Annotated in this window: 16 protein-coding genes; 3 read left to right on the top strand and 13 right to left on the bottom strand. The window is 42.0% G+C overall.

Features of this window, described 5'->3' with window-relative positions:
- Nucleotide 1: 1 nt before the first annotated feature.
- The 9 genes from L0Z67_RS01655 to L0Z67_RS01615 form a co-directional block, all read right to left on the bottom strand.
- On the bottom strand, nucleotides 2-601 hold the full coding sequence (locus L0Z67_RS01655; protein WP_062567224.1) for a hypothetical protein: 600 nt from the start codon (nucleotides 599-601) through the stop codon (nucleotides 2-4).
- Nucleotides 594-1136 (bottom strand): RNA polymerase sigma factor, encoded by a 543-nt coding sequence (locus L0Z67_RS01650; RefSeq protein ID WP_237114732.1) that lies wholly within the window; start codon nucleotides 1134-1136, stop codon nucleotides 594-596. Before L0Z67_RS01650 ends, L0Z67_RS01655 begins: the two co-directional genes overlap by 8 nt.
- A gap of 133 nt (nucleotides 1137-1269) precedes the next feature.
- Entirely contained in the window at nucleotides 1270-2196 is a 927-nt protein-coding gene (locus L0Z67_RS01645) for a hydrogen peroxide-inducible genes activator (protein WP_062567222.1), read from the bottom strand.
- An 85-nt stretch (nucleotides 2197-2281) separates the two neighbouring features.
- Nucleotides 2282-3550, bottom strand: a complete 1269-nt coding sequence (locus L0Z67_RS01640; protein WP_062567221.1) for an inorganic phosphate transporter — start codon at nucleotides 3548-3550, stop codon at nucleotides 2282-2284.
- Nucleotides 3551-3592: 42 nt separating this feature from the next.
- Complete coding sequence (locus tag L0Z67_RS01635; protein WP_062567220.1) at nucleotides 3593-4270, bottom strand: TIGR00153 family protein; 678 nt, start codon at nucleotides 4268-4270, stop codon at nucleotides 3593-3595.
- Between the two features lie 151 nt (nucleotides 4271-4421).
- Nucleotides 4422-5123, bottom strand: a complete 702-nt coding sequence (phoU, locus tag L0Z67_RS01630; protein WP_405128393.1) for a phosphate signaling complex protein PhoU — start codon at nucleotides 5121-5123, stop codon at nucleotides 4422-4424.
- A 46-nt stretch (nucleotides 5124-5169) separates the two neighbouring features.
- Nucleotides 5170-5997: a phosphate ABC transporter ATP-binding protein PstB gene (gene pstB, locus L0Z67_RS01625; RefSeq protein ID WP_062567218.1), complete on the bottom strand. Its 828-nt coding sequence runs from the start codon at nucleotides 5995-5997 to the stop codon at nucleotides 5170-5172.
- A 26-nt stretch (nucleotides 5998-6023) separates the two neighbouring features.
- Nucleotides 6024-7673 (bottom strand): phosphate ABC transporter permease PstA, encoded by a 1650-nt coding sequence (gene pstA, locus L0Z67_RS01620; RefSeq protein WP_130151575.1) that lies wholly within the window; start codon nucleotides 7671-7673, stop codon nucleotides 6024-6026.
- A 15-nt stretch (nucleotides 7674-7688) separates the two neighbouring features.
- The gene (locus L0Z67_RS01615; protein WP_193988189.1) at nucleotides 7689-9923 is read right to left on the bottom strand and encodes an ABC transporter permease subunit; all 2235 of its coding nucleotides are present in this window, start codon (nucleotides 9921-9923) and stop codon (nucleotides 7689-7691) included.
- 330 nt (nucleotides 9924-10253) lie between these two features.
- Between L0Z67_RS01615 and L0Z67_RS01610 the strand changes: the two genes are divergently transcribed.
- From L0Z67_RS01610 to ppx, 3 genes are all read left to right on the top strand, one after another.
- Nucleotides 10254-10760 carry a glycine cleavage system protein R gene (locus tag L0Z67_RS01610; protein ID WP_062567215.1) on the top strand — a complete coding sequence of 169 codons (507 nt, stop codon included), beginning with the start codon at nucleotides 10254-10256 and terminating at the stop codon, nucleotides 10758-10760.
- Nucleotides 10761-10882: 122 nt separating this feature from the next.
- Nucleotides 10883-12970 (top strand): polyphosphate kinase 1, encoded by a 2088-nt coding sequence (ppk1, locus tag L0Z67_RS01605; protein WP_062567214.1) that lies wholly within the window; start codon nucleotides 10883-10885, stop codon nucleotides 12968-12970.
- Entirely contained in the window at nucleotides 12963-14450 is a 1488-nt protein-coding gene (ppx, locus tag L0Z67_RS01600) for an exopolyphosphatase (RefSeq protein ID WP_405128392.1), read from the top strand. The genes ppk1 and ppx overlap by 8 nt, the downstream gene beginning before the upstream one ends.
- Nucleotides 14451-14477: 27 nt before the next feature.
- Here the strand turns inward: ppx and L0Z67_RS01595 are convergent, their stop codons facing one another.
- From L0Z67_RS01595 to L0Z67_RS01580, 4 genes are all read right to left on the bottom strand, one after another.
- Entirely contained in the window at nucleotides 14478-14933 is a 456-nt protein-coding gene (locus tag L0Z67_RS01595) for a hypothetical protein (RefSeq protein ID WP_062567212.1), read from the bottom strand.
- 142 nt (nucleotides 14934-15075) lie between these two features.
- Nucleotides 15076-18180: an efflux RND transporter permease subunit gene (locus L0Z67_RS01590; protein ID WP_405128391.1), complete on the bottom strand. Its 3105-nt coding sequence runs from the start codon at nucleotides 18178-18180 to the stop codon at nucleotides 15076-15078.
- Nucleotides 18177-19634 carry an efflux RND transporter periplasmic adaptor subunit gene (locus L0Z67_RS01585; RefSeq protein ID WP_405128390.1) on the bottom strand — a complete coding sequence of 486 codons (1458 nt, stop codon included), beginning with the start codon at nucleotides 19632-19634 and terminating at the stop codon, nucleotides 18177-18179. Before L0Z67_RS01585 ends, L0Z67_RS01590 begins: the two co-directional genes overlap by 4 nt.
- Complete coding sequence (locus L0Z67_RS01580; RefSeq protein WP_062567209.1) at nucleotides 19627-20949, bottom strand: TolC family protein; 1323 nt, start codon at nucleotides 20947-20949, stop codon at nucleotides 19627-19629. Before L0Z67_RS01580 ends, L0Z67_RS01585 begins: the two co-directional genes overlap by 8 nt.
- Between the last annotated feature and the right edge of the window lie 104 nt (nucleotides 20950-21053).

Below are 21053 nucleotides of genomic sequence, written 5' to 3'. Positions count from 1 at the left end.
TTTAATACTCCACATTGTTGGCAACGGTTGGCAATGGCCTGCCGTCCACTTGCTCTGCTAAATCATTCAACTGCATACGCAAATATGCTTGGTCTTGAGCACGCTGCGTTTTGATATACGCAAGCACGCTGGCAATATCTTCTTGACGCTCTATTCGCCCTGTTTTGATTGCTTCTTTGGCTAGTTGATACATATGTTGCTGCTGTACTTGGTTTTGCGCCGTTAAAATATTTTGTAACTGATCAATTTGCTTTTGCTGCGACTCTAACAAATTCGTTTGCTTCGCCACTTGTTCAAGTAACTGCTGATTTCCTTGTTGCGGATTACTCATAAATAGCCAAGCACATAATGCAATTGAGGCAGCCATCGCCCACATCCCTGAACCGAAAAACAGATGCGATTTCTGCACTTTTGGCATGCTGGATTCTCTGTCCCAGTGAGGAACTTTCATCGTTTCATATTCTCGGCTCTGCTGTTGCCACTTAATTGCATTGCTCATCATTAATGCATACTCAGCATTGGCTTGCAGCAATGTAATTTGCTCATCTGTCAGGCTTTCACCTTCTAGCCATGCGGTAAATAATGAATCTAAATTAGCCATCTACGGCCTCCAAATGCACTTTTAACTTGCCCAATGCACTGTATAGTCTTGATTTAACTGTATTAGTCGAAATACCTAATTGCTCAGCTATTTCTTCGAATGTACAGTGCTGAAAAAATTTTAACTCCACAACCAAACGTTGCTCCCAGGGTAAATTGTTCATCATCTCTTTGAGTTCATGATGCTGCTGGTATTGCAATTGATTAGTCTCTAATTCGCTATGCTCACAACTTTCTTCAGGCACACCGTCCAAGCTTTGATGCAGTTTACGGCGGCGATAATATTCAACACTACGGCGATGCACAATTTGATAAAGCCAAGTATTGAAGCTCGATTCACCACGAAAGCTCGGTAAGCTCTTATACACAGAAATAAACACTTCTTGCATCAAGTCCATTGCATCATCAGGATGACTTAACATCCGTAAGCAATAGTTATATACCTGTGTTTCGTGCTGTTTGACTAATTTCAACCACGCCCGTTTATTGCCCTGTTGCGCCTTGGCAATTAATGTTTCAAGTGATTGAAAAAACACACTAGCCTCGTCATCTGATCTGCCTTTAATGGTTTTGTTATTATGTTAGTCGAGGGAAGGGGAAAAATAGTTTGTTTAAATAATAAAAAAACCCCAAATTTTTTATTTGGGGTTCTTTATTTGGGGTTTTTTATTATTCGTTACATTGACCGTCTAAGCTACATTGCTTATTAAGAAATAACTCCAACTGTTGGCTAAAGAGTCTGAAATCCCTAATGCGACCTGTGGTTTTTCGCCACACAATGCCTATGTCTCGATAAGCATCAGCTTGTGAAGGTGTTGCGACCATCTCTTTTTTATCTAAAATGCCTGCGTTAATCGCCATTTGTGGTAAGAAGGTAACACCAAGTTGATGCTCTACCATACTCAGTAAAGTGTGTAAGCTTGCTGCCTCAAATGGGTTGATGCAACTTGAGCGATTTAAATGACACGCACTGAGTGCGTGCCCCGTCATACAGTGCTCACGTTCAAGTAAGAATACACTTGCATCGGGTAACAAGTTAAAATCTTCCACGCCTGCGGCGGGAGTATAATCTTTATGATGCACCAGACTAAAATGATCTTTGGCAAGCACTTGGGTATGAAATTTTTCAGTATCGTACGGCAAGGCGAGCAATGCCATATCAATTTGCCCGTGTTCTAACTTATCGAGTAATTTATCGCTGGTATCCTCAACCAAAATTAACTCTAACTCGGTAAAGGTTTGCTTGCAGAAATGATACAAAGGTGCAGCAATAAAACTGGCAATGGTAGGAATAACCCCTAATGTCAACGTGCCACTCAAGGGGGTTAAAAAGCTTTTAGTTAGCTCTTTTAAGCTCAGAGTATCATCAATGATTTTACGTGCTTTCTCGACGACCTCTTCACCGATTACTGTAAACATTAAACTGCGATTTTCTCGCTCAATTAACTGGCAACCTAGGGTTTCCTCTAAGTTTTGAATTGCACTACTTAATGTTGATTGGCCAATAAAACACGCGCTCGCAGCACGGCCAAAATGCTGATATTGATGGACTGCTAGTAAATACTGTAGTTGTTTAATACTTGGTAAGTTATTCATACTCTTTTTTACTACCTGCAAATAAAAAGACCCCAATACCTAGGGCATTGAGATCTTTTCAAGCTAAAAGTCTGTTAGTACTTTTTTATACCCCAAAGGCAGTTCTCAGTACGTAGAAAATAACAATAGCAAGGGCTGCGCCAACTGGCAATGTAATTACCCAAGAAACTACAATGTTTCTTACCACACCCATGTTAAGTGCCGCAATACCACGCGCCATACCAACACCTAATACCGCACCAACCAGTGTTTGCGTCGTCGAGATAGGCAAACCCGTACCTGAAGCGATAACAACTGTAGAAGCAGCAGCAAGCTCAGCAGCAAAACCACGGCTTGGTGTTAAGTGAGTAATACCTTCACCAATTGTTTTAATTACTTTCTTACCTAAAATAGCAAGACCAGCAACAATACCTAAGCCGCCTAGCGGTAGAATCCACCACGCAATCGATGCTTTCTTAGCAATTTCGCCATTGTGCTCAACAATGTTTACAACGGCAGCAAGTGGACCAATCGCGTTAGCTACGTCGTTTGAACCATGTGCGAATGCCATACAGCATGCTGTTAGTACCATCAGTACTGCGAACACTTTCTCAACATTGTTGAACTGCATTTTTTTATCCGCTTTAGGGTCGATTTTAAGACGCGAAATAGCAATCTTGCCGATAATACCAACCACGACCGCAATAGCGATTGAAAGGGCATAACCTTCAACTGAACCTAGGTTAATACCAATGTGCTTCAAGCCTTTCTTGATTGTCACAAGTGACATAATGAAGCCCGCAAGACCCATGTATACGGGCACATAACGTTTGGCATTTTTAAGTGGTGCATCGGTATCAAAGATGAGCTTTTGCGCACTCATGAAAATCAAGTATGCAATAAAGCCGGAAATTGCAGGCGTGACAATCCAGCTACCGACAATGCCCATCACCTTATTCCACTGAATTGCTTCGCTGCCTACCGCAACAAGCGCAAAGCCTATAATAGCACCGATAATTGAGTGAGTAGTCGACACCGGCCAGCCAAGGAAAGAGGCTATTAATAACCAACTACCAGCAGCAAATAATGCGGCTATCATACCAAGGATCATAAGCTCAGGTATGTCTGTAAATGGCGCAGCGTCGATGATACCTTTACGAATGGTAGATGTTACCTCACCACCGGCAAGATAAGCACCAGCGAATTCAAACACCATGGCAATGATGATTGCTTGTTTGATAGTAAGTGCTTTTGAACCTACTGATGTACCCATCGCATTAGCTACATCATTCGCGCCAATACCATAAGCCATGAAGAAACCGACTGCTGCGGCAATTAAAACTAAAAACGTGCCGTAATTTGCAATGATATCCATTGTGTGAAACCTTTAATTTTTCGTATTTGAACTGATTTTAAATTATCGAGCTAACATCAGCTCAAGACGAGAACCTACGCGCTCAGCAATATCAGCTAAGTCGCCAACCCATTCAATGATCTTGTATAAGAACATCGCATCAATAGGGTTAAGTTCATTTTCGATGGCGCGCAATTGACGGCGTATTTTAATTTGCATGTCATCCGTGTCTTGTTCAATTGCGTCCAACTCAACGAGCATTTTTTCAACTAAAGTAACTTCACGGCCTTTAAAGCCTGTTTCTAATAGCTCATCTAGCTCATTAATTGCTTTTGATGCCTGTTTAGTTGCATCAACACAGCGAACAACATAAGCAAGGAAATCTTCTTGAATTTCAGCAGGAATAGTCATTTCTCGACCAACGACACGCCCTGCAATATCTTTCGCTTTATTCGCTATTTTGTCTTGTTGAGTAACAAGTTCAAGTAAATCGGTACGCTCGACTGGCATAAATAAGCCACGCGGTAGTTGAAGGCGAATATCACGTTTCATGTCATCCGCTTCACGCTCTAAATTACGAATGTTTAGACGGATTTCTTCCGCTTCTTGCCACTCTTCTTTAAAAACGTGATTAAAGAAAGGTATCAAGGCCTTACTTGCTTGATGTACTTTCTTAATGTGATCTTCCATAGGCTTAATAGGAGATTTAGCAAATACCCCTAAAAATGCATTTGTAGGCATAACTGACCCTTTAATAAATTAGTATGCTTTGGCAGGTTCGAATTTTACAGCATTGTGTTCGATTGTGAACGCTTTTTCTGCCTTACATAACCAATAATAGACAAAGCGGCCACTGGGCCGCTCGGTTAAATATTGAAAAGTAGCGGATAATTTACAGCGACTTTTCTATATCCTCTTGAGATGTATGACGAATATCTTTGCCGTTAACAAAATAGATAATGTATTCAGCAATGTTTTGACAACGATCGCCAATACGCTCTAAAGAACGTACAGACCATACTAAATCCATAATTTTTGGGATTGAGCGTGGGTCTTCCATCATATATGTCATAATTTGACGTGTAATAGCTTCATATTCTCGGTCAACTTTGGCGTCTTCTTTGTGTACTTCAAACGCACATTGCACATCCATACGGGCAAATGCATCAAGTACATCATGAAGCATTTTTGAGACTAAACGACCCATATTTTCAATATTCACTAATAAGTCTTGCTGGTCTTTAGTGAATGAATCTAAAGCGACTTTTGCAATCCGTTCTGCTTCATCACCAATGCGTTCTAAATCAGCAATGGTTTTAGCAATGGCAATGACTAAGCGTAAATCACTGGCGGCTGGCTGACGACGAGCAATAATACGCGTGCACTCTTCATCAATGTTCACTTCCATCGCATTAACTTTATAGTCATTCTCACGCACTTTTTGCGCAAGTTCCGCATCACCATTGCTTACTGCATCCAATGCACTATTTAGTTGCTGCTCAACTAGACCACCCATGTTTAAAACATGGTTGCGCACATGCTCAAGCTCTTGATTAAAGCGACCTGAAATGTGTTTATTAATGTTATGTTCCATTGTCTACCTCTCTAAATTCGTTGACGTTCACTAAGCTAGGCAGTTGCTAGCCGTAACGGCCAGTGATGTAGTCTTCAGTTTTCTTCTTAGTTGGCGTCGTGAATAACGTGTTGGTATCTGAATACTCAATCAGCTCACCCATGTACATAAACGCTGTCTGATCAGATACACGTGCAGCTTGTTGCATGTTATGAGTAACAATAACAACGGTAAACTTGCTCTTTAAATCATTAATTAGCTCTTCGATCACTAACGTCGAAATTGGATCAAGTGCCGATGTTGGCTCGTCCAGCAGAAGTACTTCAGGTTCAATAGCGATTGAGCGAGCAATAACTAGACGTTGTTGCTGACCACCAGACAAACCAAATGCACTATCGTGTAAACGGTCTTTCACTTCGTCCCACAACGCTGCGCCGCGCAAAGATTGTTCAACCACTTCGTCCAATTTACGCTTTTCTTTGATACCTTGTAAGCGTAGGCCATAAACAACATTTTCGTAGATTGATTTTGGAAATGGATTCGGACGTTGGAAAACCATTCCGACATTTCTACGAAGCGCTGCAACATCTACGTTTTTGTCATAGATATTGTGGCCTTGAAGCAAAATTTCGCCTTCGATACGACAGCTATCAACCAAATCATTCATTCGGTTGATACAACGTAAAAGTGTTGATTTACCACAACCTGATGGTCCGATAAACGCGGTTACCTGACCTTTCGGAATGTTCATATTTACGCCACTTAGCGCTTGCTTATCACCGTAGTATAGATCTAAGTTTTTAATCTCTAATGCTTTTTGTTCAGCCGTTAGATTATCTAAATCTAGTTTTGCCGCGCTTTTTGCTTGGTTTACCTGTGGTGCAACTGTAATCATCTCTGTCTACCTATAAAAATTCTGTATTAATGCTCAAGAGCTCTAAACTTTTCGCGTAAATGGTTACGAATACCAATCGCAGTGATATTCAGGGCGATAATTACTGATACCAGTAAGAATGCCGTCGCATATACCAGCGGACGTGCCGCTTCTACGTTAGGGCTTTGGAAACCAACATCATAAATGTGGAAACCTAAGTGCATAAATTTTCTATCTAAATGTACATATGGGAAGTTACCGTCAAGTGGTAATGTTGGTGCCATCTTCACAACACCTACCAGCATGAGTGGTGCTACTTCGCCGGCCGCACGTGCAACCGCTAAGATTAAACCTGTCATAATCGCAGGGCTCGCCATTGGAATGATGATACGCCAAAGCGTCTCTGCTTTAGTTGCGCCAAGAGCCAATGAGCCATGTCGTACTGTACTAGGAATACGTGATAAACCTTCTTCTGTTGAAACAATAACAACAGGTAACGTTAAAATCGCTAAGGTTAATGCAGACCAAATTACACCCGGTGTACCAAATACAGGGCTTGGCGATGACTCTGGGTAAAATAGTTGGTCAATACTGCCACCTAACATGTATACGAAGAAGCCTAGACCAAACACACCGTAAACAATTGATGGTACACCCGCAAGGTTGATTACCGCGATACGGATCATCTTAGTTACTGCATTTTTCGCAGCGTATTCGTGTAAATAAATGGCAGCAACAACGCCAAATGGCGTCACAATAACAGCCATTAATAGTACCATAAAAACAGTACCGAAAATGGCAGGGAATACACCCCCTTCCGTGTTCGCTTCACGGGGGTCATCCGATACAAACTTACCTAGTTGCGCAAAGTAATGACCCAACTTAGCAAAGAAACCCATGTCATTCGGGAACCATACATCAAGCACCTGATAAAGAGGTAAAGTCACCACTTCACCACGCATGTCTTTAACTGTGACCTGATCACGCTTTGCTTCTTTACGTAGTGCAAATAATTGCTTTTCAAGTTCTGAATACTCAGCACGAAGTTCAGCACGTGCTTGTGCAAGCTCAGCGACACGCTCATCGGTAAGTTCATTATCAAGCTGGTATGCTTTTTCTTTTAAACGTAAACGCTCAAGTTCATAGTTAATGTGACCAATGTCGCCATTTTGTAGATCCAGTGCTTGGTCATTTAACTCAACTGCACGCTCCACAAGCTCATAAAGTACTTCAACTTTATTTTCAGTAATCACTTCACCATCTTTAAAAACCTGCTCTACATAACCGTAAAAATTACCATTTTTACTGCGTTCAAATACCGCTAATGCAGCAGGTGCAGTACGCGATTGAATATCCGTTTCCAATACCCAACGGAAATCCAGATCAACGTACTCACGGTTACCGGTTTTAATTAATAATCGCTCTAACTCGTCTTTTTCGTAATGAGATAAATCAACGCCCGTCGCTTCAATACGAGATTTTGGAACAAGTTCACGGTCATAAATTTCACCAATTACCGTTTGCTTGGCTACAGAACCCTGTAACTCAAGCTGCACAACTTCTGATGGCCAGAAAAAGCTTAAGCCTTTCCAAGCAATCATGGCTAATAAGCCAAGAACCGAGATTAAACTGATGCTTACCGCACCGCCGGTCATCCAAATCCAAGGAGAACCAGACTTAAACCACTGCTTTACCATGTCGTGTCTCTCCACCTACATTGAACTATATTTATCACGCAGCTGCTGACGTACAAACTCAGCCACTGTGTTGAAAATAAATGTGAATATGAATAATACAAACGCTGCTAAGAATAGGATTCGATAGTGCGAACTACCTACCTCAGATTCTGGCATTTCAACCGCTATGTTCGCTGCAAGGGTTCTCATCCCTTGGAAAATACTCCAATCCATAATTGGTGTATTACCTGTAGCCATCAGTACAATCATGGTCTCGCCTACCGCACGACCAAGTCCCATCATCACCGCCGAGAAAATACCAGGGCTTGCTGTTAATAACACAACACGAACAAGGGTTTGCCATTGCGTTGCACCTAATGCTAATGAACCGTTTGATAAGTGCTTAGGCACACTGAATACGGCATCTTCAGCGATAGAGAAAATAGTCGGAATGACAGCAAAGCCCATTGCGATCCCCACAACAAGTGAATTTCGTTGGTCGAATGTCATGCCTAATTCGTTAGTCAGAAATTGACGCACATTACCATCAAACATCCAAAGTTCGATTGTGCCGCTCATAGCAAATGATAACCAACCAATGAATAACACTACTGGAATCAATAAAATAGAGTGTGAACCTTCTGGAATGCGATGACGAATTGAGTTCGGTAACTTATTCCAACCAAAAGCAGTTAATAAAATCCCTAATGGTAAAAGAATTAATAAACCGATAATCGCTGGTAAGTGTTCTTCAATTAATGGTGCTAACCAAAGACCGGCTAAGAAACCAAGAATTACCGTTGGTAGTGCTTCCATGATTTCAACCGTCGGCTTAACCACTTTACGTAGTTCGCTCGACATAAAGTAGGCTGTGTAAATTGCCGCAGAAAGCGCAATTGGCACGGCAAACAGCATGGCGTATAACGCTGCCTTAATTGTACCAAATGAAATGGGTACCAATGAGAACTTAGACTCAAAGTCATCACTTGCAGAGGTCGACTGCCAAATATAACCAGGCTCAGGATAGCCTTCGTACCATACTTCTTGCCATAGTGCAGACCAAGTCACTTCAGGGTGTTCATTGTGGATTTCGACAACTTTTAATGCATCATCCGCTAAAATAAGCGCAGCATTTGAGCGTGGTGCAATTGCAAAGTTTTGAATTGGGCCATCACTGACTTTACCTTGCCACAGTTTTGCATCACTTGTGGTGTAATAAATACCTAACTCACCGTTAGCACCTGCGGTGAAGAAAGTACGACGATAAAATTCAGTGAAAATATTTAACTTAGATTGTTTACTGGTTTCAAAAGCACGAATCTTTTTAAATTCACGGCCATCTTCTGTATTTACTTCAAACCACTGTGAGACTTCGCCATTATCATTAGCAAGCATTAACGAGTTAGCACCAGCTAACAACTGAGTTGAAACAAGATTTGCGTTCTCTTCGTTTGCAGCAAGCAATTGGATTTGCTCAACCTCTGAAGGATAACGCGTATCGTAAACATAAATTTGATTTGCAGAACGAACGAATGTACGCGTTGTATCTGGCGAAATTAATAGCTCATCAACACGTCCTTCAATATCAAGCTCAGTGCGTTCAACAACCCACTCAACTTCGCCAGTGAACATATTTTCTTCACCCACAAAGCTGCTAAATAAAACGCGCTTGTCTGCAGTTAAAGCAACAACTGCGGTTTTATCTTCATAATGGCTAAATGCAAATTTAGTAATCGCTGCACCTTGGTCATCAACCTCAAGCGCCATATCACCCAACGGGTAATCTAAACGCGGTGTTAACTGGCGCTGATTATTTGGAAATGTGACTAGAAACTTTGGCGCAACAACAACCACAGAGCCATTTTCAAGACCGTAAGCGTATTGACCTTGAAACGGCGCTGAACTTGCAAAACTGCTCACATCGCTTGGTAATTCTGTATTAAGAGTGGTGATCTTCTTACCAAAGTGGTCTTTTTCAATATTATAAAAGTCCACATTACCTGTTTCACCTAATAAGAAAGCAACTTCGGTTTGCTCCTCCATGCCCACCCCTACAACTTGAGATGCATTCGTTAGCTTCACACTATTACGTGTTTCCACTTTTGCTGACTCAAAAATAGGCTGAACAACATAAAGAAGGTAAAAGAAAATAAGTAACAGCGCTATCAGCACCATTACACCGCCTGCGGAAATACCCCATTTGGCAAACCTGTCTTTAAATAGACGGCTTCTATCCGTATGAAAGGTCGGTTTACTCGGATTGGAAGTCATCAAAACACCCTTAAATCTTAACGTTGGGCGGATTATATTTCACCAAGATGACAGTATTGTTACAAACGTCATAATTGAGTGTAATAAACAACTTTATTTGGGGAGTTAACATCTTATTAAAGTTTGACTTAAATCGTGTCGTTAGAAAGTTCAATTTCTTTAACTAAGATTTTGTTATAACTAATCTTTTATAACTATATGAAAAAAATTGGACAAATACTCAAACAGCATCAATACTCAATATGACTTATTTTTCAATAATAAGAATCATTTTAACCAAAGCCTCCCTCCTTTTTCATTTTTTCAGAGGCATTTTATAGAGATTTAAGCATGAAGCAGTTAGTAATCACCATACTTGGTCCCGATAAACCGGGGCTCGTTGAAGATATTTCGGCCACAATTTTAAGCCATCACGGCAATTGGCTATCGAGTAATTTAAGTCATTTAGCAGGTCACTTTGCAGGCATTATCGAAGCTGCTGTACCAGAGGAACATTTACAAGAACTACAAGATGCTTTGCATGGCTTGCCGCACTTAGAAGTGCGAATAGAGCGTGGTTCAGATATTCTTCCAGAGGTCTCAACGGAGCAAATTAATTTCGTAATAACAGGCAACGATAGACCAGGAATCGTACAAGAACTCGCCAGTGTAATACGCCATAAAGGCGCAAATATTACACATCTGAACTCAAAACAGCAGAGCGCACCTAACTGGGGAGTCCCTATTTTTAGTGCTGTTGCAACGGTAGCATTGCCTGTAGGCATGAATAAAGATGAAGTAATAACAGCGCTTGAGTCAATTACCACTGACTTGATTGTTGATATTGAGGATGCTTAAACCAAGTACCACTTCTACAACTTAAGTTAGATTAAGCGTGTCACAAAACTGACACGCTTGTCATACTTGTGTCATCTGTATCCTCTATCTTTTATTTTAATAATAGATGTTTGAGAAATCAGATGAATGCCACCCCTTCCTCATCACCAGCAATGAGCTATTTCGCCAAAGAACTGAGCTGGCTATCTTTTAATGAGCGTGTGCTACAAGAAGCAAAAGATAAATCCAACCCAATTATTGAACGCATGCGCTTTTTAGGCATTTATTCAAATAACATGGATGAGTTTTTCAGAGTACGTGTTGCGGATGTGAAACGGCGAATTTTACTTAATAAAATTCCTGATGCGAACTTTGAAGAAGATGAGATTTTACTTCATCAGATCCAAAGCAAAGTGCTACAGCTTGGTAAAAAGTTCAATCAAATTCATAAAGATATTTTAAATGATTTAAATGAGCACAATATTCACGTTGAACTTCCTGAAACACTATCTGAATTTCACGTAACTTGGCTGAAAAAGTTTTTCCACGACAATGTGCTGCAGCATATATTGCCGATTTTGCTCTCTGAAAAGAAAGACTACTCAGACCAAATCAACGACACCATGACCTATTTGTTTGTCGAAATGACTAACCAAAAGAGCCATTACGCGATGCTAGAAGTTCCCACTGATCGTGTGTCTCGCTTTGTTATTTTGCCACCTGAGAAAACACGCCGCCATAAAACCATTGTGATGCTGGATGACATTATCGCTTATTTTATTCGCGACGTGTTTAGCAGCTTTTTTAGTTTTGATGATATTCAATGCTACGCCATAAAACTAACCCGCGATGCTGAATACAACTTAGATGATGAGCTTGAAGAAGGTTTACTCGACAAAATGTCGAAAGGCCTGAAACAACGAATTTCTGCCGAGCCTGTGCGCCTTGTTTATGACGAAAGTATGCCTGATGAAATGCTTAAAGTGATGAAAAAGCGCCTTAACATAAGCCAACATGATGCGCTGATCCCAGGTGGTCGATATCGTAACTTCCGTGATTTTATTGCCTTTCCTAATGTTGGCCGTCAGTATTTAGAAAACAAGCCCCTACCCGCATTACAAAGTACTGCTTTTAATAATCACTCGAGTGTGTTTGATGCCATCTCAGAGCAAGATATTTTACTGTATTACCCCTATCACACCTTTAATCATTTACTTGAGTTTGTGCGCCAAGCAGCCTTTGATCCAGATGTTACACAGATTAAGGTCAACATTTATCGTGTAGCCAGCCAGTCACGCCTTGTTTCTACACTAATAAATGCAGCAAAAAACGGTAAACACGTCACGGTAATGGTAGAGCTTAAGGCGCGCTTTGATGAGCAAAATAATATCGAATGGGCGAAAACCCTCAGTAATGCAGGTATTAAAGTTATCTTCGGTATTCCAGCTTTAAAAGTACACAGCAAATTGTGCGTCATTCATCGCAAAGAAAAACATAGCATCGTTAAATACGCGCACATTGGTACGGGTAACTTCCATGAAAAAACCGCAAAGATTTATACCGACTTTAGCTTGTTTACTAAGCATGAAGGTATAGCAGAAGAATCTGACAGCGTATTTAGATTTATTGAAAGTAGTTACAAACCATTCCAATTCGATCACTTGATGATTTCACCTGTCAATGCCAGAGAAACAATCACCTCATTGATCAATAAAGAAATAACTCATGCTGAGCAGGGTAAGACTGGCCGAATTACAGTAAAAATAAATAACCTTGTCGATAAAGAGCTCGTTGATCATCTTTATTTCGCGGCAAGGCGTGGGGTAAAGATACGCATTATTGTACGTGGCATGTGCTCTTTAGTTCCGTCATCACTTAGCGGCAATGATAATATTCGTATTATCAGTATTGTAGACCGCTTCTTAGAGCACCCTCGAGTAATGGTGTTTCACAATAATGGTAAGGAGAAAGTCTATATTTCCTCAGCCGATTGGATGACCCGTAACCTCGACCACCGTGTGGAAGTCGCCACACCTATTTATGATACAAAATTAAAGCAGCTCATTATTGATATTCTTGAACTACAGTTTAAAGATAGAACTAAAGCGCGCGTAATCGATAGCGAGCAAAAAAATAGTTATGTACGGCGTGGCAATCGTAAGAAAATTCGTTCACAAATAGCTATTTATGACCACCTTAAAAAATGGGAAAGTAACTATAATAATGAATGATTACCCCTCTATTGCTGCCGTTGACTTAGGCTCAAACAGCTTTCATTTAGTGGTGGCAAGAGAGGTCGACGGCTCTTTGCAAGTCTTACACAAAGAAAAGCAGCGCGTTTATTTAGCTGATGGCTTGGATGATAGAAACCATTTAAACCAAGCAGCTATTGAGCGTGCACTGGCAATTTTGAAACAATTCGCAGCCACTTTACAGGACTTTCCACTTGAGAATGTCAAAGTAGCCGCCACTTACACATTACGCCGCGCTAAAAATATTCATTCGTTCTTAACTCAAGCTAGTAAAGTGTTCCCTTACCCGATTGAAGTAATATCAGGGCAAGAAGAGGCACGCTTGATTTATCAAGGTGTCGCACATTACATCCATCACGATGAAAACCGCTTAGTTATTGACATAGGCGGCGGTAGTACCGAGCTTATCATTGGTAAACACTTCGAACACACTTTACTTGCTAGCCGCAACATGGGCTGTGTTAACTACACTAAGCAGTTTTTTTCAGACGGGCAAATTACCGCTAAACGCTTTGCCAAAGCTGAGGTTCGTGCCGAACAAGAACTTGAAGTGATCTTTGCTAACTACTTATCGGCTGGCTGGCAATCGGTGGTTGGCACATCGGGCACAATCAAATCAATCCTTGCTATGATCAATGCTAATGACGCAGCACAACAGCAAATTACCTTAGGAAGATTACTCGAATTGAAAACCCAGTTTATTGCTGCAAAACACATTCAAGCGCTGCAAATTGATGGTCTCACAGCTGAGCGACAAATCAGTATTTGTGGTGGTTTAGCGATATTAATCGCGGTATTCAGGCTATTTAAAATAAACACAATGCAATACAGCGAATTTTCTCTTCGTGAAGGCTTACTTCATGAAATGCAGCAAAAGCTCGCCCATAAAGATATTCGCACGAATACCATAGCGAACCTATCTGAGCGTAATGCCATAGATAAAGAACACGCTAATCGCGTATCGATAACCGCAAAATGGCTGTTTGAACAAGTCAAAGAAGCTTGGCAACTTACTGACTTTGACTATATAAACTTACTGGATTGGGCTGCACAACTACATGAAATTGGCTTGGGGGTTAATTCATCAGGGCTACATAAACACAGTGCCTACATTGTGGCGAACAGTCAGTTGCCGGGCTTTACGCAGCAGCAGCAAACTCTACTAAGTTGTATGATCCGTTTTTACCGTAAAAAAATTCGTTTAGAAGAGTTCCCAACACTACACACCATGCAACACTATGAAATATTACAGCTCATTGTGATTTTGCGCTTAGCAGTGCTACTGAATCAAAAGCGCATTACCGATCAAGGTTTTAAACTTGAAGTAGCAGCCAAGCAAAATAGCATGTTCTTAAAGTTCCACACCAACTGGCTTAAAGAACATACCTTGCTATTGGCTGACTTACAACAAGAGCAAAAATACCTTAAAAAGGTCGGCTTTTTACTCGATTTTCATTAAATATATACCCATATGACGGTTAGAACTTTACATATCCATATGACGGTTAGAACTTTGCATCATTTGTTTTAAACCTTGCTGTTCCAGCTCAAGTAAACGCTCAAGCTTCTCAATCGTTTCAGAGGTTTCAGCGCGAGATACTAAATATTCATATAGATCAATAACCTTCTGGTGTTGTGAAGTTAAGTAGACTTGAATAGCTTTTTCATCTATTTGCTGATCAGTGCTAATATCTTTGAAAGTAATAAGTTCAGGATTTTCAGCAAAATACTCGTAGCAATACGTATCTAGGGTGTTTATTTCAGTAATCGCTTTAAAGCCAACCAAGTCTTCGGCAAGCTTTTTCTCATATTGCAGATAATAATCCACCAGCATTTGATTATGCTCGTCTAATAAATCTTTAACACTGTGAAAGTTCGCTGCCATCTGGGTGTGAAACATCACAGTCCAATCATAAACCTGTTGTATTGTTTTAACTTGCATGTGCATTCCTTACTAAAATCAATTTAATTAGACATTGCATAAATCACACCAGCAAAAAACTCAATTAATATCAGAATCTTAAACATAAAGGTATGTAACTTATAGTAAGAAGAACGTACAAGTTACACACCCACTGTAAAATTTATAGGTGTCGTTTACGCCATATAAAATAAAGCGCAGGCAAGACTAAAAGCGTTAACACAACAGCACTTAGCATACCACCGACCATAGGCGCGGCTATTCGGCTCATCACCTCGCTACCCGTTCCTGTACCATACAGCACTGGCAGTAAACCAATGATAATGGTTGCCACTGTCATCATCACAGGTCTAACCCGAAGGCCAGCACCATTGATAATTGCTTGGCGCAGCTCTGTCACCGTAAACTGTGCTGATTGCGCTTTGGCATCTTGATAAGCTTGATTGAGATAAACCAGCATGATTACGCCAATTTCAACGGCAACCCCCGCAAGCGCAATAAAGCCGACTCCAACAGCAACAGAGAAGTTAAAACCTTCCAGATACATCAGCCAAATACCGCCTATCATCGCAAGCGGTAAGGTCAGCATGATCATTGCCACCTCAGTAAAGCTTCTAAAATTGAGGTATAGCAGCACCACAATTATCGCTAAGGTTAATGGCAAGACGTAGCTAAGTTTAGCTTTTGCACGCTCCATATATTCGTATTGCCCTGCCCAAGTAATTGAATAACCGGCTGGCAGCTCGAGTTGCTGATGCAGTGCTTGTTGCGCACGCTCAACGTAACTGCCGATATCACTGCCTTCAATATCAATTAAGCTCCAGCCATTGATGCGCGCATTTTCACTTTTAATACCCGGCGGACCATCTTCAATAAAGACATGGGCTACGTCGGCCAATGCGATACGCTGTCCGTTTGGTGTCACTATCGGTAACAACTTAAGCTCTTCAGGCGAGTCGCGATAATCTTGCGGATAACGCAAGTTAACTGGGTAACGCTCTTGCCCTTCAACGGTTTCAGTCACATTCATACCACCGATAGCAGTGGCAACAACCTGTTGCACATCAGCAATGTTCAAACCATATCGCGCTGCTTTCTCACGGTTGATATCGACTTTGATGTAGCGACCACCGGCAACGCGCTCTGAGTAAACCGAAGCGGTACCCGGTAAATCTTTTAAGATGACTTCAATTTGCTCACCGATTTTTTGAATTTCGCTCAGCTTTGGCCCTGCCACTTTGATCCCCACAGGGGTTTTAATCCCAGTGGCAAGCATATCGATACGGGTTTTGATGGGCATAACCCACGCATTGGTGAGCCCTGGGAACTTAACCAGATTATCGAGCTCTTTTTTCAGTTTTTCGGTTGTCATACCCTCGCGCCACTGTGACTTTGGCTTTAACTGAATAAAGGTTTCGATCATGGTGAGCGGCGCGGGGTCTGTCGCAGTATCCGCACGACCTACCTTACCAAATACCGATTCGACCTCTGGCACACTGGCAATTAACTTATCGGTCTGCTGTAAGATTTCACGGGCCTTACCAATTGAAATACCTGGGTAGGTAGTTGGCATGTACATCAAGTCCCCCTCATCAAGAGGAGGAATAAACTCACTACCAATTTTATTAACTGGATAAAAACCGATAACAGCCAACACTAAGGCCAGTACTAGCGTTGTTTTCGGCGCTTTTAACACCGCATTTAACAAGGGTTTATACGCCGCCACCAATAGGCGGTTCACAGGGTTTTTCTGCTCAGAAATAACCTTACCGCGAATAAAGTAGCCCATTAATACCGGCACCAATGTAATCGCTAGACCAGCCGAGGCCGCCATGGCATAAGTTTTTGTGTAAGCCAGTGGCGAGAACATACGCCCTTCCTGTGCTTCTAAAATAAACACGGGCATAAAGCTGACGGTGATAATTAATAAACTAAAGAATAATGCGGGCCCGACTTCTGCGGCTGAGTCCATCACCACTTGCCAGCGGTTTTCGTCGGTCAGTGGGGTTTTCTCCATATGCTTATGCATATTTTCGATCATCACGATAGCACCGTCTGTCATTGCACCAATGGCAATTGCTATCCCGCCAAGCGACATGATATTGGCGTTTATACCTTGCCAATACATAACCACAAACGCCGTTAAAATGCCCATTGGCAGCGTGATAATGGCTACTATCGATGAGCGTATATGGAATAAAAACACCACACACACTAAGGCCACGACAATGAGTTCTTCAATTAACTTTGAGCTTAAGTTATCAAGTGCTTGGGTAATTAGGTTTGAACGGTCGTACACAGGGATGATTTCAACCCCCTCAGGCAGGCCTTTTTTGAGCGACTCTAGCTTTTCTTTCACTAGTTTGATGGTTGCTTCGGCGTTTTCGCCAAAGCGCATCACCACCACACCACCAGTTACTTCGCCTTCGCCGTTTAGTTCGGCAATACCACGGCGCATTTGCGGCCCAAGTTTTATATCGGCAACATCGCGTAATTGCAATGGCGTACCATTGGCATTAGTACCCAGCGGAATAGCCTCTAAATCGGCGACACTTTTGATGTAACCTGTGCTCGATACCATGTATTCTGCTTCTGCCATTTCGACCACAGAAGCACCACGCTCTTGGTTACCTTGCTTAATCGCTGTTTGAATTAAACTCAGCGGAATACCATAAGCACGCAATTTATCTGGGTCGACATTAACCTGATACTGCTTAATCATACCGCCAACAGACGCCACTTCTGATACACCTGGTACCGTTTGCAGTTCAAACTTTAAAAACCAATCTTGCAGACTTCGTAGCTGGCTAATATCGTGCTTACCGGTTTTATCCACTAGCGCATACAGGTAAATCCAACCCACCCCTGTTGCATCAGGCCCAAGCTCGGGCCTTGCTGAATCAGGTAAGCGAGCACTTACTTGACTCAAATATTCTTGTACTCGACTACGGGCCCAGTAAAGATCAGTGTCTTCATTAAAAATAACGTATACGTAAGAATCACCAAAAAACGAAAAACCCCTTACTGTTTCAGCCCCAGGCACCGACAACATCGCCGTGGTGATCGGAAACGTTACTTGGTCTTGCACCACTTGTGGCGCTTGTCCTGGGTAAGACGTTTTTACAATAACCTGTACATCAGATAAGTCAGGCAAGGCATCAACTGGGGTATTTTTTAAAGAAAAAATTCCAAAGCCCGCCAACATTAAAGACAGCAGTAATACAAAGAAGCGATTACCGACTGACCAACGGATCACGGCAGCTATCATTGCATTTCTCCTTGCATAGGGTGGCTTAGGGTCATGATGTCAAAAATCACAAACTCACCGTCCACTAACTTAAAGGTAAAATGCACTTCATCATCGCTTTGCAAACTAGACATATCGATACGCGGCGAAAAATGAAACTCCATGGTTGCGGCATCGCGGCCCCACTTAGGGATAGCCTCACGACTAATCACCGCAGTTCTGGCTTCGCGGTCAATGCTGTTGATAACCCCGTTTACCATTGCGCTATCGCTATCAGGCTCTTGCATACGCATAAAGTCAGAGCTTTTGCTTGATTCTGAGTCTATTAAGAACTGTGCTGAAACCACTACGTTATCGTCTTTCAATAAGCCCGATAAAATTTCGACGTCATGATTATCACTGCGACCTAGTGTCACGGCGACTGACTTAAAGCGCCCTTCGCCTAAATCAATCACGACACGGTCCTGGCTACCCGTACGGATCACCGCTTCTTTTGCGATGACTAATTGCGGCTCAGTTGGCTTGGTGGTAATACTCACTTCAGCAAACATATTCGGTTTTAGTAAGCCATCTTGGTTGGCAAAACGTAAGCGCACACGCAGGGTACGGTTTTTCTCATCAAGGGTTGGGTAAATATAATCGACCTTACCCTGCCAGCGTTGCCCTAGTAAGTAATCGAGTGTCATAGTCACTGGCAAGCCTTTATGAATAAGTCCTGCTTGACGCTCAAAAACTTCAGCTTCAACCCATACTTCTTCTAAGTGAGCAATACTCATCATGGTTGTGCCTGGTTTCACATAAAAACCTTCGCGGATATTTAGCTCATCCAATACGCCACTTTGCTTGGCATAAAAGGTAATGTTTTGCCTAACCTTTTGGCTTTGCTCTAATCGTGCAATAAAATCGTCTGAAACATTCAGTGATGCCAAACGCGCTTTTGCAGCACGAATAAGCACCGTGTTGTTACGTTTAAGGGCAAGCAGTAGCTCTTCTTGTGCATTCACAAGTTGTGGAGAATACAAGGTATAAAGAGGCTCGCCTTGCTTAACTTGGTCACCCGCAGCTTTGACATATAAGGTTTCTATCCAGCCTTCAACACGAGGATGAATATGCACGAGTTGGTCTTGGTCGTATTGCACATAGCCAACCGTATCAACGGTAGTTTGTAATGATTTAAAACGCACAGGTGCTGTTCTTACTCCTAAGTTATTAACGACCGCGGGAGAAATTCTCACGGTACCTGGGCTGTCTTCAGCGCTGCTTTGTTCCTCATAAACGGGTACTAATTCCATACCCATCGGTGATAAACCTGGTTCATCACGGCGATAATTACTGTCCATAGGTGCCACCCAATATAGTGGTTTTTTCTCAGCGCTTGGCATTTGTGCATGATCTGGCTCAGCAAGCTTATTTACAGCCGTTGCCAATGCTGCACCGACCGCCAAAGCGACAACTAATTTCACTGTGTTATTCATTGCTAGCTCCTTGGCTTTGTGCTGCATTTATGCGGTTATCTTTTGCTGCTGCGTAATAGTTAAGGCGAGCGAGGGTAATTTGTTTATCGACTTCAATATTTAACGCATCTATTTTCGCGTTTAGTTCGCTGATGCGAGCACGCATCACTTCTGAAAAGTCGCCATCATCATGGGTGTAAGCATTAAGTGTTGCCTCAGCTTGCTCAGCCATTTGCGGTAATAGCTGTTGTTGATACAATGCTTTGCGCTTCGCGAGTCGACTCAACTGACTGAGTTCTTTAAAGTACTGTCCTTGCAGCTTTTGTAAGGTAATAAGTTTGTTGGTTTTTACCGCCTCTGCGCTGGCAATTGCAGCATTGACGTGTTGATCTTGACGGTTGTCGGTAAATAGCGGTAAATCAACACTAACGCCAATTGAGAATAAGTCAGCGCGAGAGTCCCCCATCGGGGTATCGTCACGATAGCCATAGCCTAAATTCATACCAAATTGAGGTTTATACGCTTCTTTCGCCACTTGCACTTGGGTGTTTTTAGCACGTAGTGCATGTTCAATAGCAATCATTGCTGGGTGCCCCATCAACACTTCAGTGACACCCGATGGGGCGAGCTCTTGATAAGGCATTAATGCGGTCACTTTGGTACTTTCATCACTCACTGCACCATTTAGCATGTCAATAGGTAGCCATTGCGCCAGTCGCTTTTTGGCACTATCAAACTGCTGCTCAAGCATCACCAGCTTATCTTCAAGGCGTGTTAGCTCTAACTGAGCGCGAATAATATCTTGCTGGCGAGTCGCACCAAGTGTATTGGCATAGCTTGCTTCTGTTATATCAATGAGTTGATTGAATAATGCTTTATCTTGGTTGATTAATTGAATGCTTTTTTGTGCACGGTAGGCGTTTAGCCATGCTTCGCTAACAATGGCTTTAACCTGTGCTTGGCGGTCAGCTCTAAGCCAAGGGTATTGCTCAGCCGATTGCTGTAATGCTTGCTGCTGTAGGGCAAGACTATCACCACGACTAAATTGTTGTGATAAGCCCACTTTGAATTGCGTCATACCTTCTTGGTCAAAGGCAAAGCCATCGGTTGGTAAGTTCATTAGGCCAACAGTTAATACCGGATCTGGTAAGGTACCTGCAGCAATGCTTTGCGCTTCTATTGCCTGTTGCTGGTATTTATTTGCCTGCAACCAAGGCTCGTGAGTCAATGCATAATCAATCACCTGATTGAGTGTCAAAGGCTCTGCTTTCACTAAACTTGAGGTTATCAAAACTGCGCCTAGATAAAGCGCCTTAATCAATTTGCTGTGAATCATCACATGCTCCAAAAATCTTAAATAATGGTAAAAAAACAATAGATTTAGGGTGCAGAATGAGGTGTTCTTGCAGCGTGATGCTGAATTTTAGACAGACCTATCCT

Origin of the sequence: Pseudoalteromonas sp. PB2-1, from assembly GCF_045040605.1 — a bacterium.
In the GTDB taxonomy this organism is placed as follows: Bacteria; Pseudomonadota; Gammaproteobacteria; order Enterobacterales; family Alteromonadaceae; genus Pseudoalteromonas; species Pseudoalteromonas arabiensis.
This window is presented reverse-complemented; position numbering and strand designations above follow the sequence as displayed.